Consider the following 11,648-nt stretch of genomic DNA (forward strand, 5'->3'; position numbering starts at 1 on the left):
AAACACTATCTTTATAGTTGCCATCGACTGCCGGCGTTCGTTACGCCGCCCCGTCGGTGCCGATCACCACCGGCTCCCTGATCTCGAGGGCCGTCTCGAACTCCGGTTCGCGGTCGCTCCGGCGGCCGACGCGCAGTAACTGCTCCTCGTGTGCGCGTCGGACCGCCGAGCGCTCGCGTGCGGTCAGAGATAGCTCCTCGCCGAGTTCGTCCCAGTGGCCCCACTTGACGAGAAACGCCTCGAACGTCTCTCCCTCGTAAACGCGCTCGTACTCGCGGCGGTACCGCTCGCGCCTCGAGTCCAGAACCGCCTGCGCGCGATCGACGAGGGCCGGCAGTCGATTCGGCGGGACGCTCGCTTTCGCAGCGGTAAGCAGAAGCACCTGCCCCTCGATCGGTTCGCCCCCCATCAGCCGCCTGCACGCATCGCTTTCTGTGCGAATCGCTCGACGAGCGGTTCGACGGTGTCGACGTCCCCTTCGAAGACGACCGTCACCTCTGTCAGGGTCAGCGACGGCCCGACGCCGACCGTCTCGGAAGAGAGCGTCGCGGTCCACCCCTCGCCCTCGACGGCGTTCTCGCCGACGCGCTCGCCGCCGAGGCTCGTCAGATACCGGACCGCGAGCCGTTCGGAAATGCCCCGAAAGGACCGTTCGATGTGCGTTTCGCGAGCCATACCCCGGGTTCGGCAGCCGGACCGATAAATCCGCGCACGGCGCGGTCCCGGATGCCCGTCAGCCGAGCGCCCTGAAAGCCACCACGCCGACGACCCCGCTACACAGCGCAAGCAAGGATGTTCTCCGTCCGCCACATGACGAGGCCCACGAGCCCGGCCGCCCCCCACTCTGCCGGCCCGCCGGCCGCAAGCTCCGGGCCAAGTACCGCGATCACGATCGCACCGGGGACCACCGAGAGGCCGGCCTCGAGCCGCTCGCTGAGTTCGACGCGTCGTACGAGCCAGACGCCGCCGACTTTCGTGAGCACCGTCACGGCGGCCATCGCGAGGACCACGGCGACCACCCGCGGCTCGAGCGAGAGCGCCTCACTCGCCATGGCGGATCACCTCGGCGACGGCTGCGGCCAGTCCGCCACAGAGGATGTACCAGCGGCCCGGAACGAGTGCCGCCGTGACGAGGGCGCTTCCGAGCGCGACGGCCCACGGGACGACCGTCGATCGTCCCTCCCAGAGTTCGGCCGCGAGCGCGGCGAAGACGGCGACGAGGATGAAATCGGCTCCGTACCGGGTCGGGTCGCCGACGGTTTCGCCGGCGACCGCACCGACGATCGTCGCGCCGACCCAGAAGACCCAGATCGCGATGCCGCTCCCGAGCAGAAACGCCCCTCTCCCGTTGCCGGACGTGAGCTCTCGCATCGTCAACGCCCAGTTCTCGTCGGCCATGAAATAGAGACTCACGTACGTCTGGGCCGACGAGAGGCGGCGAAACCACGGCTGTAGCGCCGCCCCCATCAGCGAGTAGCGCAGGTTGATCGCGAACGTCGTGGTGACGATCGCGGCAACGGGGAGCGGGTCCGCCCAGAGCTCGACGGCGACGATCTGTGACGCACCGGCCAGTACAGTCGCGCTCATCAGCGTCGCCTCCGCGACGCTCAGGCCGGCCTGACTGGCCAACACGCCGAACGCGATCCCGTAGCCGGCGACGCCAAGCGCGATCGGCACGCAGGTGAGAAACCCGGCGGAAAGTCCCTCCCGATCGAACGTCACTTCCTCACGGTCCCCGCTCGAGGCCTCGGCGGCGGATGGACTGTCAGCCGTTCGGCTGCCGTCTCCGCCCGCGCCAGCCGGCATTTCGCGTCCGTCTCCCACGCTGCCGGCGACGCGGACGACGGATAAAATCCTCTCGAAACCGATCGCCGGTTCCGGCGTGGTCACAGAGTGCCGACGTCACGCGCCGTACGCGACGAGCGTTCCGCCAACGACCGCAACCGCCAGTCCGTACAAATACCCGATCGAAACGGCGGCTCCGACCGCGAGCAACAACAGGACGACGCCCAGAAACAGGCAGGCCCACTGGGTGCCCGTCCGATCCGGGTTCCGGTCGACGAGGGCGTGAAACACCCCCTCGAGCAGCAACTCGAGCAACATCTGCGGTACAGTTCCTCCGGAGCGGTGAAAACCGTTCGGTCGCGTTTCGTCCGCGTACCCCCGGAACACTCGCTGTCGGAGCGACGCGGGTATGGGTGCCGTCAGCCGCCGGCGACCGGCGGGAACACCGACACCACGTCACCCTCCTCGAGTTCCGTCCCCGTCCCGTCCATGTGGACCACGTTGCGCCCGTTTTTCAACACGTTCAACTGGTCCCTGACCGCTCCCTGCTCCAGTAACTGCCCTTCGAGCCCGTCGTACTCGTCCTCGAGAGCGACGAGCACGTCGCCGACGGTCGCCTCGTCGTCGAAAACGCGCGTTCGCTCTTTCTGCCCGACCGCGTCGCGGAAGGTAGCGAAAAACCGCAACTCGATCTCCATACGTCACGGTCGGCGCGGGACGACATAAGTCCGGCCGATCAGCAGGACGGGTGGCTCACGCCGGGGCGGTCGTCGGCGCGGACGTGTACGAAACCGCGTCGACGCCGGCGGCGTCCAGCGCATCGTCGATCGCGTTCGCGCCGACCTCGGCCGCCCGGTCGTCGCCGTCGGCATCGACGACGACGGTCACCGTAAACTCGATCGTGATCGTGTACGGATCGAACGGGGCCGTCGGGTGTTCGTACACGTCGGCGTCGTCGATCTCCCAGCCGTCGATCGTGCCGTCGGTCGAGAGCGACTCGAGCGTCGCCGCGAGCGATCGTCTCGCGTCGTCGCAGGCAGTCGTTTCGCTGCCACCCTGAAGCGTCACGAGCGCGGCCCCGTCCCGGGACACTGCAAACTCCATACCGTGGCGTATCGACCGAACGGAGTTGAACCCTTGGGATACGTTCCCGCCCGCCGTCCCGCCACCGGTTTCCGTCCCAACCACGCGAGTGTCGGCTATCGCTTTATTCGCCTTGGGCTGGCATCTCCGGTATGGTCCGTGAAAACAGGCTGACACGACGTCGCACGCTCGGAACGATCGGCGCTGCAGTATCGACGGTGGTCGTGGCCGGGTGTGGCGGCCCGGGCGAAGAGGGCAACGAAACGGAACCGGCGGGCGAGGAAGAACCCGGCGAGGAAAACGAGACGGGCCAGGAAACCGACAACGAGTCGGACGATGAACTCGAGTCCGAGGAGGGAACGGGCAACGGGCAGGATATCGAGGAGGAGGAAAACGAAACCGGAACCTGAACCCCCACCGATCCGTTCCGGCGCGGACTGGACTCCCCTCGAGTCGCAACCGTTACCGGCGTCCGGCCTCTCTCGAGCGGTATGACCGACGACCGTGGTCTCGACCTCGAGATCGACGAGGCTGGAGGCGTCGCCCGCAACCGTGACGCGGTGGTCTCCCGCGTCAGAACCCAGGCCGGCGAAATCGCGCGGGAACTCGCGGTGCTAACAGGTGGGGACTACGGCCGTGAGACCTTCGACACCGACAGCGGAAGCTGGACGCTGGCCTACGAGGCGGGTGACGTCCAGTACCTGCGCTACGAGCCGCGGTCCGGGTCGGAGACGTACGTCGTCTCGAGCAAACAGCCCCCGGAACCCGCGGCGCTCGACGACGCGATGGACGACTACGAGGCGTTCGTCGCGGCATACAACGAACACGTCGCCTCGTTCGAGGGGCTGTTTACCGACGTTCCCGACGAGTTTCCCGAGGTCGCGTCGACGGCAGCGCTGGCCGCCGAACGCGACCGGATCGTCGAACGGATCCGCGAGGTCGCCGACGCGATGGCGAGCGAACTCCACCGGTACGATGGGGAGTACGGCACCTACGCGACGACGGTGACCGGAACCCGGTGGGAACTGAAGTGGGACGGCGACGTCGCATCGTACCTTCGGGTCGGCGGATCCGACGGCACGTACCTCCTCTCGCAGTACGGTCCCCCGTCCGCCCCCGACGTTCGTCGCCTCGTCGGCGATGTCGGCGCGTTCGTCGAAGCGTTCAACGAGCACGTCGAGTCCGTTGAGGCCGATCTCTCGACGGTCTCGTTCGACGAACTGCAGCCGGATCAGTGAGTCCACGTCCGGCGCGTACGGAACCCCTTCGACTGTTCACGTCGCCCTACACACCGGTTAACGGTCCCAAACGGGGCCTCGTAACGTCCCATCACCGCCACTGAACACCGCTCGGAGCCGCTTCTCGGTTCGGCCCTCGAGAGCGAACCGTTCGCGGATTCAATCGAGGGCTACCCGGTTGCAGCACGGTTCCGTTCAGTCTCCGTCCGTGTGCGGGGTTCGATCGTTCGATTGAAGCAGTCGGTCGTTACGACGCGTCCTCGAGTCCCGGCGGCGGTACTCGCGAGATGAACGCAGCCGCGACACAGTATCCGTGATGACGAAATGAATGGCCAGGAGCTAGACGTCGACGTACTGGTCGACCCACTCCTGACGGCGTTGCAGCACGCGTCGGCCTTTCGGTGTCAGCGCGTAGTAGTTCGTCCGCCGGTCGAGTTGCCCCTTTTCGACGAGTTCCTTCTCGACGAGGGTGTCGAGGTTCGGGTACAGCCGGCCGTGGGTGACCGGCTGGTCGATGTAGCGGTTGATATCGTCGAGGATCTCCTGTCCTGACGGCCGGTCTTTGCCTGCGATCACGTACAGTAAGTCACGCTGGAATCCTGTGAGCTGATCCATGGATCACCCTCTGAGTACCGACGTTCACCGATTCGTGGCTTTGTTATAGAGCAGGTACGTCGTCGCACCGCTCGAGAACGGACCGCGTAGGAACGGACCGGACCACCGACGCCGACTGACCGACTCGCGTCGGCCATGACGGGGTGCTTTTGATGCTCACCGCCAAACCAGGCCGTATGCCAACTGATCCACTCGCCTGGGAAACGCTGGATCGGCGGACCGCCTACACGTGCCCCGGCTTCGATATCGTTAACGAATCCGTTCGCCTCCCCGACGGGACCGAAACCGAGTTCGATTACCTCTCGGAGCCGGCGAGCGTCTGTCTCCTCCCGTTTACCCCCGACGGCGAGGTCGTCTGTATCGAGGAGTGGCGACAGGCAGTCTCCCGCGTCAACCGCGGCCTCCCCGTCGGCGGCACCGAACCGGACGACGAGGACCTCGAGTCCGCCGCTCGGCGCGAACTCACCGAAGAGACCGGCTACGAAGCCGACGACCTCGAGCCGCTGGTGACCGTCGAACCGGCAAACGGGATCGCCGACGCGGTGTTGCACTTTTTCGTCGCTACCGGCTGTCGTCCGACCGCCGAACAACGACTCGATCACAACGAGAGCATCCGGGTGATGACGATGGGTTTCGAGGAACTGCTCGATGCGGTCGGGGCGGGTGAGATCCGCGATGGACGGACGGTACTGGCTCTGTCGTACTACCAGTTGTTCGGCGACCGGGAACGGTAACGCGGCCGCTCGAGCCGTCTACTGGGGTGACATCGAAAAAACGGCGGTGAACGACGGGGTCCCGGCGCGGTCGTGCCGATCAGCGAAGCGCTGCAAGCGACTGCTGCTCGTCCTCTGTGGCCGTTTCGTTGTCCGCTTCGGTTTCGTTGTCCGCTTCGGTCTCGTTCCCGTCCATCGTCGTCTCCTCGAGTTCCTGTGCGTCGCCGAGGGTCACGGTCTCGGCGGTCGAGTCACCGATCGTGATCACGGACGCGGAGGCCTGCGAGACGGTTTCGCCGGCGGTTTCGTTGTCCTCCATGTCGGTTTCGTTGTTCTCGGCAGTCTCGTTGTCCGCCATGTCGGTTTCGTTGTCTTCGGCGGTCTCGTTGTCTCCGGCTTCGCCGCCGTCCGCTTCCTCGAGCGTCTGGATGGTCATCGATTGCATCGAGATCTCGTCGACGTCGAACTGCTCGATCGTGAGCTCCTCGATCTCTTCGCTCACGGTCTCTTCGGTCTCGTTAGCAGCGCCGTCGTCTTCGGCGGTTTCGTTTTCGCCTTCCGTGTCACCCTCGTCACCGCCGCCGAAGATACCTTCGAAGAAGTCACCGATCTGGTCGAGGACGCCCTGATCTTCCTCGACGGTCAGGTCGTCGATCGTCATCTGCTCGACGTCCATCGTCTCGATGGTGAGGTTCTGGACGGTGAGTTCGTCGGCGTCCTCGGCGATCAGATCCTGCCCGGCGTCGGTCTCGTTGTCCTCCATCTCAGTCTCGTTGTCCTCCATCTCGGTCTCGTTGTCCTCCATCTCGGTCTCGTTGTCCTCCATCTCGGTCTCGTTATCTTCCATCTCCTCACCGTCGAGTTCGAGGTCCTCCATCGTGACGTCCTCGAGTTCGAGCGATTCGATCTCGATATTGGAGATGTTCACGTCTTCAGCCGTCTGATTTTCGCCGTCGGTGGTCTCGTTGTCCTCGGTCTCGTTGTCCTCGGTCTCGTTGTCCTCGGTCTCGTTCTCTTGGCCCTCGTCGAGTTGCTCGGTGAGTTGCTGGGTATCGCCCTCGAGTTGGCCGATGTTCAGCTCCTCGATGGTGGCGTTCTCGATGGTGGCGTTCTCGAGCTCGAGCGTCCCCACCTGGATGTTTTCGAGTGTTGCGCTCACGTCTCCGGTGCCGTCGTTCGTGCCCGTGGTTGCTCCGGCGAGGGCGGGACCCCCCGACAGCGCAACCAGCAGTGCGACGAAGACGACTCCGAATTGCTGTGGTCGTGTAACCATACGCGCTGGGCTACAGCCGTTTCCTCGCTAAAACGAGGCGACTGTTACAGTATTGTCGCGGTGAAACCCGCTGTTGGCGTCCGTTCCATGCGCTTTAATCGCCGGTTCATCCGCCGATCGGTGCATCGCTTTCCGCGCGTGTCGCTTCGCACGCCGGATCCGAACCGTCGTTCTAGTCGGCCTCGGGTGGTCGAGAAAAAGTGGATCGGGTGGCGTTCGTCCGGGTGCGGCGATAGCGGCGTTCGTGCCGATCAGCGCTTGGCGATCGAGGGCTGGTCCGCTTCGTCGGTGAGGTTGTCGTCCATCTCGCCGTCCTCGATGACCTCCGTTTCGTCTTCGTCGGTGAGGTTGTCGTCCATCTCGTCGTCAGTCGTTTCGTTCATTTCGGTGGCCGCAGTGTCGCCGACGCCTTCGAGGTCGGAAGCGTCGCCGAGCGTCAGCGTCTCTCCCATCGCGTCCTCGATCATGATCGTCGACGCGGAGACGTGGGAGATCGTGTGCCCGTCAGTGTCGTCCTCGGTATCGAGACCGTTCTCGTCGTCAGTGACGTTGTCATCCATCTCGTCTTCGACGGTGACGTTGTCATCCATCTCGTCGTCCTCGCCAACGACGGTGACGTTGTCCTCGTCGTCCTCCATCTCGTCCTCGCCGACGGTGTCGGCAGCGTCGTCGGCTTCTTCGACTGATTCGACCGTCATCGACTCGATACTGATCTCCTCGACGTCGAACTGCTCGATCGTGAGCTCCTCGAGTTCCTCCGCCTGTGCGGCGGTGTCCATCTCGTCGTCCTCGGTGACCTCCGTTTCGTCTTCGTCGGTGACGTTGTCCATCTCGTCGTCCTCGCCAACGACGGTGACGTTGTCCTCTTCGTCTTCCATCCCGTCGTCGGTGAGGTTGTCGTCCATGGTTTCGGCGGTGTCCGTCCCGACGCTCAGATCGTCGATCGTCAGCCGCTCGACGTCCATCGTCTCGATAGTGAGTTCCTGGACCGTCAGTTCATCAGCGTCTTCACTGATCAACTCTCCGTCCATTCCGTCGTCGGAGACGTTGTCGCCCATCTCGTCGTCCTCGGCGAGCTCGTCTCCAGTCTCGTCCTCAGTGAGGGTGTCGTCGTCTTCCATCTCGTCCTCAGCGAGGGTGTCGTCGTCTTCCATCTCGTCGTCCTCGGTGAGGTTGTCACCCATCCCGTTGCCGTCGTGTTCGATGTCCTCGATCGAGACGCCCTCGAGTTCGAGCGACTCGATCTGGATGTCGGAGATGGTGACCTCCTCGGTCATGTTGTCTCCGACGCCGTCGTCAGTCGTCTCGGTTTCCTCCTCTTCAGTAGTCGCGTTGTCCGCGGTGTCGGTCGCCCCCTCGAGTTCGTCCTGGAGTTCCTGTACGTCCGCGTCGAACTGTTCGACGTTCAGCTCTTCGATCGTCGCGTTCTCGACGGTGACGTTCTCGAGCTCGAGCGTCTCGACCTGTACGTTTTCCAGCGTTGCGCCCATGTCTCCGGCGTCGTTCGCAGCGGTAGTCGCGCCAGCGAGGGCAGGACCCCCCGAGAGCGCAACCAGCAGTGCGACGAAGACGACGCCGAGTGTGTGCGGTCGTGAAACCATGCGGGCTGAGCTACAGCTATCGACCGGCTAAAACGAGGTGACTGTTTCAGCGTTATCTCGCTGAAACACACCGTTAGAACCGTGCAAGGGTGCCTAATCCGTCGTTCACGCTGTCGAATCCCGTGACCGTCACCGGTCTCGAAACGCCGGGGTGTCGATCGATTTGCATCGGCGTTGTGCTTGCGATCGCCCCGCCGTATCTCGTTGTCGGAGAACGGAACGCTTACCGCTGCGGTCGTCAACACACGGTCGATGCGCGAGTGCTTCGAACTCCGGGATACCGACGCCGGCGGGCGGATCGGACGGCTCACCGTACCGCGTGCCGACGTTACCGTCGAGACGCCGGCGCTGCTGCCGGTGATTAACCCCAATTTGGATACGATCAGCCCCCGCCGGCTCGCCGACGAGTTCGGTGCCGAAATCCTCATCACGAACTCCTATATCATCCACGGCACCGACGACGTCCGCGAGCGGGCCCTCGAGGAGGGGCTCCACGAGATGCTCGATTTCCCGGGGGCGATCATGACCGACTCCGGCTCGTTTCAGCTCTCCGAGTACGGCGAGATCGACGTGACGACCGAGGAGATCCTCGAGTTCCAGCACGCCATCGGTTCGGACATCGGTACGCCGGTGGACATCCCGACGCCGCCGGACGTCAGCCGCGAGCGCGCTGCGGACGACCTCGAGACCACACAGGAACGCCTCGAAACCGCCGAGACCGTCGATACGGGCGAGATGCTCGTCACCGCGCCCGTCCAGGGGTCGACCTACCCGGACCTGCGCGAGGCGGCCGGCCGGCACGCCGACGAGACCGATCTCGACGTCTTCCCCGTCGGCGCGGTCGTCCCGCTGATGAACGACTACCGGTACGACGACATGGTCGACGTCGTCGCCGCCGCAAAGCGCGGGCTGGGTGCCGACGCGCCGGTCCACCTCTTCGGTGCCGGCCATCCGATGATGTTCGCACTCGGGGTCGCGATGGGCTGTGACCTGTTCGATTCGGCAGCCTACGCGCTGTACGCCCGCGACGATCGCTATCTGACGGTTCGGGGAACACACCAGCTCGAGGATCTGGACTACCTGCCCTGTTCGTGTCCCGTCTGTACCGAGCATTCGCCCGACGAGCTTCGCGCGCTCCCCGAGAAACCGCGCGAAACGGAGCTTGCGGCGCACAATCTGCACGTTACCTTCGAGGAGATCCATCGGATCAAACAGGCGATCCGCGCGGGGAACCTCCTCGAACTCGTCGAACAGCGCGCTCGCTCCCATCCGACGATGCTCGATGGGTACCGGACGCTGCTCGATCACGCCGCCCAGCTCGAGCGCTCCGACCCCGTCTCGAAGGGAGCCTTCTTCTATACGTCCCACGAGAGCGCACGACGGCCGGAAGTCCGTCGCCACCACAGCCGTCTCGAGCGGCTCTCGGTGCCGAACTCGCTATTTTTGACCGAAGGCCAGCCGGCTCGCGGCGACGAGTTCGACGAGTCGTGGCGGGTCGAACCGCCGTTCGGCCCGTTTCCGCGAGCGCTTTCGAAGAGCTACCCGCTTACGGCCGAAGTCCCCGACCGGGTCGACCGGGCGGCACTCGAGGCCGCCGCCGACGGCATCACCCGTCTCGCCGAGGCGAATCCGGACGCCGAAATCACGCTGGGACACCGCGGATGGCCGGATGGCGCGCTCGACCGGCTTCCGCCAAGCGTCGAACTGATCGATCTCAACAGTGACTAGGCTCTCACGAAAAACAGCAACAACCGGTCGCGTCGTGAGCGGTATCCGTTTCAGACGCCGGTGACGGATTCGTCGGACATCCCGACCGTTGCGGTCGAAACCGGGTCGGCTATCGGCTTCCCGTCGACGGTGATCTCGAGGTCGTCGGTGCACTCGACGACGACGTCGTGGCCGTCGTAGTGAAACTCGAGTCGGCCACGCCGCGGCCCACGCGTTCGGCTCGGCTCGAAGAGCGCATCCAGCGCGTCGGGGTCGATCCACTCGTACAGCGGCGGGAGTTCGGTCGGGGCGACGTTCCGTCGCGCCGCGATCGCAGTAACGACGGCGATACTCACGGAGCCGTCGAACCCGTCGTCAGCCGAACTGATGGATGAATTACTCACGATGTACTCGAGCGGATGGATACGTAAAAGCATAGCGGCGATAGCGAAACTTTACTCAGTTATTCGGCGCTCGATTTCGGTAACCGAAATCGAACCGGCTCGATCTACGGCGGAGCACTCCCTCAACTGTTGACGGCGTTGGCTCCGAAGTTATCGAACGGCTGGCGATACTCGGCTTTGAGCAGTTCCTCCTCCTCGATGTCGAGCCCGGTGCGCTGGAGTCGGCTAACGGCCGCCGTGATCTCGTCGGTGTCCTCCGCGACGAGGTCGATCCGGAGGTTCCGGTGACCGGTCATGAGTTCGCGGACGGCGACGACGCCATCGACCGAAAGCGCATCCGTTGCCAACGTTCCGCGCTTGTGGATCGGGACGGTGCACTGGACGACCATGTGCATCGATTTCCCGGTTCGTTCGTAATCGAGCACCGGCATGTACCCCGTGATCACGCCCTCGTCCTCGAGCCGCTGGATCCGGTTGCGGACGGTATTTGCCGTCACGTCGACGTCCTCGGCGATGTCCGACGCCGTCGTGTGTCTGGCGTCGTCCTGTAGCCGGTGAAGAATTCCACGGTCGATATCGTCGAGTTCGAACTTCATAGCGATCGTTTTCCGGCCAGTGGCAAGCGCCTATTGGTTCGTGATTGCGTGACACAACGTCAGGAACGGAAACCGGAACGATCCGTGGCCTGTCCGGAACGAACTCCAACCTGATACCCGAACCGACACCGCAACACCGATAGTGGACGCGAGAGCTGGTTCGAGTATGCTCGAGGTTGCGTCGGTGCTCTTCGGTACGATGGTCGCCGTCGTGTTCGGCTCGTGGGCGATCAAACGGTATCGTGGTGCCCGTTCGGCGGACCGACGGGAGTCTTTCGAGCGCCACAGGGCGGCCCAGCAGCGCGATCCGCCGGTCGATATCGGCGATGTCGAGGCGGTCGGCATCCACGAGTTCACCGAGCATCATACCGGCGAGCGGCAGGCGGTCTGTAAGATCGAGGGGTTCGTCGTCTTCGTCGAGGACGTTCCCGCCCACCTCGAGGAGGGCGACGTGATCCGTCTCAAACTGCTCTCGTTTAACCGGGGCCGGACGTCGGCGACGGCGACGTTTCTCGAGACCGCCTGACCGGGAGCAGCGCTCGGGGCGTCCGTGTGAGTTTTCCGCCCCGCGGGGCGTCTCACCGATCGCCGGGCGCTATCGACAGCCTCTTTCGCGCGCCGCGGCCATATCCG

16 protein-coding genes and 1 pseudogene are annotated in these 11,648 nt (G+C 64.4%); 5 read left to right on the forward strand and 12 right to left on the reverse strand.

Translation table 11 applies throughout. The annotated features are described in order from the left end of the window. Positions 1–40 precede the first annotated feature (40 nt). The 7 genes and pseudogenes from TX80_RS08345 to TX80_RS08375 form a co-directional block, all read right to left on the reverse strand. Positions 41–409: a hypothetical protein gene (locus TX80_RS08345; RefSeq protein ID WP_049922652.1), complete on the reverse strand. Its 369-nt coding sequence runs from the start codon at positions 407–409 to the stop codon at positions 41–43. Further along, on the reverse strand, positions 409–675 hold the full coding sequence (locus tag TX80_RS08350) for a hypothetical protein (RefSeq protein WP_049922653.1): 267 nt from the start codon (positions 673–675) through the stop codon (positions 409–411). The genes TX80_RS08345 and TX80_RS08350 overlap by 1 nt, the downstream gene beginning before the upstream one ends. Before the next feature lie 58 nt (positions 676–733). Beyond that, positions 734–1,052 (reverse strand): annotated as a pseudogene (locus TX80_RS08355) (AzlD family protein). Further along, complete coding sequence (locus TX80_RS08360) at positions 1,042–1,806, reverse strand: AzlC family ABC transporter permease (protein WP_049923197.1); 765 nt, start codon at positions 1,804–1,806, stop codon at positions 1,042–1,044. Before TX80_RS08360 ends, TX80_RS08355 begins: the two are co-directional and overlap by 11 nt. Before the next feature lie 96 nt (positions 1,807–1,902). Beyond that, a complete protein-coding gene (locus tag TX80_RS08365; RefSeq protein WP_049922654.1) occupies positions 1,903–2,103 on the reverse strand; it encodes a hypothetical protein in 201 nt (66 codons plus the stop codon). Between the two features lie 101 nt (positions 2,104–2,204). Then, positions 2,205–2,483 carry a ubiquitin-like small modifier protein 1 gene (locus TX80_RS08370; protein WP_049922655.1) on the reverse strand — a complete coding sequence of 93 codons (279 nt, stop codon included), beginning with the start codon at positions 2,481–2,483 and terminating at the stop codon, positions 2,205–2,207. Positions 2,484–2,538: 55 nt separating this feature from the next. Then, a complete protein-coding gene (locus TX80_RS08375) occupies positions 2,539–2,889 on the reverse strand; it encodes a hypothetical protein (RefSeq protein WP_049922656.1) in 351 nt (116 codons plus the stop codon). 131 nt (positions 2,890–3,020) lie between these two features. On the opposite strand from TX80_RS08375, the gene TX80_RS08380 reads away from it, so the two are divergent. Continuing rightward, complete coding sequence (locus tag TX80_RS08380) at positions 3,021–3,278, forward strand: hypothetical protein (RefSeq protein ID WP_049922657.1); 258 nt, start codon at positions 3,021–3,023, stop codon at positions 3,276–3,278. Between the two features lie 81 nt (positions 3,279–3,359). Beyond that, positions 3,360–4,106, forward strand: coding sequence for a hypothetical protein (locus TX80_RS08385; RefSeq protein WP_049922658.1), 747 nt, complete (start codon positions 3,360–3,362; stop codon positions 4,104–4,106). Between the two features lie 339 nt (positions 4,107–4,445). Here the strand turns inward: TX80_RS08385 and TX80_RS08390 are convergent, their stop codons facing one another. Continuing rightward, positions 4,446–4,721 carry a PadR family transcriptional regulator gene (locus TX80_RS08390; protein ID WP_006089028.1) on the reverse strand — a complete coding sequence of 92 codons (276 nt, stop codon included), beginning with the start codon at positions 4,719–4,721 and terminating at the stop codon, positions 4,446–4,448. Between the two features lie 176 nt (positions 4,722–4,897). On the opposite strand from TX80_RS08390, the gene TX80_RS08395 reads away from it, so the two are divergent. Continuing rightward, positions 4,898–5,455, forward strand: coding sequence for an NUDIX hydrolase (locus TX80_RS08395; protein ID WP_049922659.1), 558 nt, complete (start codon positions 4,898–4,900; stop codon positions 5,453–5,455). Between the two features lie 79 nt (positions 5,456–5,534). Here the strand turns inward: TX80_RS08395 and TX80_RS08400 are convergent, their stop codons facing one another. Continuing rightward, entirely contained in the window at positions 5,535–6,707 is a 1,173-nt protein-coding gene (locus TX80_RS08400) for a hypothetical protein (protein ID WP_049922660.1), read from the reverse strand. Between the two features lie 251 nt (positions 6,708–6,958). Further along, entirely contained in the window at positions 6,959–8,308 is a 1,350-nt protein-coding gene (locus TX80_RS08405; RefSeq protein ID WP_049922661.1) for a hypothetical protein, read from the reverse strand. 252 nt (positions 8,309–8,560) lie between these two features. Here TX80_RS08405 and tgtA point away from each other — a divergent pair, with 252 nt between their 5' ends. Then, on the forward strand, positions 8,561–10,036 hold the full coding sequence (tgtA, locus tag TX80_RS08410; RefSeq protein WP_049923198.1) for a tRNA guanosine(15) transglycosylase TgtA: 1,476 nt from the start codon (positions 8,561–8,563) through the stop codon (positions 10,034–10,036). A gap of 50 nt (positions 10,037–10,086) precedes the next feature. Here the strand turns inward: tgtA and TX80_RS08415 are convergent, their stop codons facing one another. Together TX80_RS08415 and TX80_RS08420 are read right to left on the reverse strand one after the other, a co-directional pair. Then, entirely contained in the window at positions 10,087–10,419 is a 333-nt protein-coding gene (locus TX80_RS08415) for a HalOD1 output domain-containing protein (RefSeq protein ID WP_049923199.1), read from the reverse strand. Positions 10,420–10,541: 122 nt separating this feature from the next. Continuing rightward, positions 10,542–11,015, reverse strand: coding sequence for an Lrp/AsnC family transcriptional regulator (locus TX80_RS08420; RefSeq protein WP_049922662.1), 474 nt, complete (start codon positions 11,013–11,015; stop codon positions 10,542–10,544). A gap of 166 nt (positions 11,016–11,181) precedes the next feature. Here TX80_RS08420 and TX80_RS08425 point away from each other — a divergent pair, with 166 nt between their 5' ends. Next, positions 11,182–11,541 carry an RNA-binding protein gene (locus tag TX80_RS08425; protein WP_049922663.1) on the forward strand — a complete coding sequence of 120 codons (360 nt, stop codon included), beginning with the start codon at positions 11,182–11,184 and terminating at the stop codon, positions 11,539–11,541. Positions 11,542–11,648 lie beyond the last annotated feature (107 nt).

The organism is Halopiger djelfimassiliensis, from assembly GCF_000455365.1.
Taxonomy (GTDB): domain Archaea; phylum Halobacteriota; class Halobacteria; order Halobacteriales; family Natrialbaceae; genus Halopiger_B; species Halopiger_B djelfimassiliensis.

What these genes read in the sequence shown, in the direction of transcription:
- TX80_RS08395 (WP_049922659.1), top strand. Translation starts at nt 4,898, where the DNA reads ATGCCAACTGATCCACTCGCCTGGGAAACGCTGGATCGGCGGACCGCC.
- TX80_RS08380 (WP_049922657.1), top strand. Translation starts at nt 3,021, where the DNA reads ATGGTCCGTGAAAACAGGCTGACACGACGTCGCACGCTCGGAACGATC.
- TX80_RS08365 (WP_049922654.1), bottom strand. Translation starts at nt 2,103, where the DNA reads ATGTTGCTCGAGTTGCTGCTCGAGGGGGTGTTTCACGCCCTCGTCGAC.
- TX80_RS08350 (WP_049922653.1), bottom strand. Translation starts at nt 675, where the DNA reads ATGGCTCGCGAAACGCACATCGAACGGTCCTTTCGGGGCATTTCCGAA.
- TX80_RS08425 (WP_049922663.1), top strand. Translation starts at nt 11,182, where the DNA reads ATGCTCGAGGTTGCGTCGGTGCTCTTCGGTACGATGGTCGCCGTCGTG.
- TX80_RS08390 (WP_006089028.1), bottom strand. Translation starts at nt 4,721, where the DNA reads ATGGATCAGCTCACAGGATTCCAGCGTGACTTACTGTACGTGATCGCA.
- TX80_RS08370 (WP_049922655.1), bottom strand. Translation starts at nt 2,483, where the DNA reads ATGGAGATCGAGTTGCGGTTTTTCGCTACCTTCCGCGACGCGGTCGGG.
- TX80_RS08405 (WP_049922661.1), bottom strand. Translation starts at nt 8,308, where the DNA reads ATGGTTTCACGACCGCACACACTCGGCGTCGTCTTCGTCGCACTGCTG.
- TX80_RS08345 (WP_049922652.1), bottom strand. Translation starts at nt 409, where the DNA reads ATGGGGGGCGAACCGATCGAGGGGCAGGTGCTTCTGCTTACCGCTGCG.
- TX80_RS08360 (WP_049923197.1), bottom strand. Translation starts at nt 1,806, where the DNA reads ATGCCGGCTGGCGCGGGCGGAGACGGCAGCCGAACGGCTGACAGTCCA.
- TX80_RS08375 (WP_049922656.1), bottom strand. Translation starts at nt 2,889, where the DNA reads ATGGAGTTTGCAGTGTCCCGGGACGGGGCCGCGCTCGTGACGCTTCAG.
- TX80_RS08400 (WP_049922660.1), bottom strand. Translation starts at nt 6,707, where the DNA reads ATGGTTACACGACCACAGCAATTCGGAGTCGTCTTCGTCGCACTGCTG.
- tgtA (WP_049923198.1), top strand. Translation starts at nt 8,561, where the DNA reads ATGCGCGAGTGCTTCGAACTCCGGGATACCGACGCCGGCGGGCGGATC.
- TX80_RS08420 (WP_049922662.1), bottom strand. Translation starts at nt 11,015, where the DNA reads ATGAAGTTCGAACTCGACGATATCGACCGTGGAATTCTTCACCGGCTA.
- TX80_RS08385 (WP_049922658.1), top strand. Translation starts at nt 3,360, where the DNA reads ATGACCGACGACCGTGGTCTCGACCTCGAGATCGACGAGGCTGGAGGC.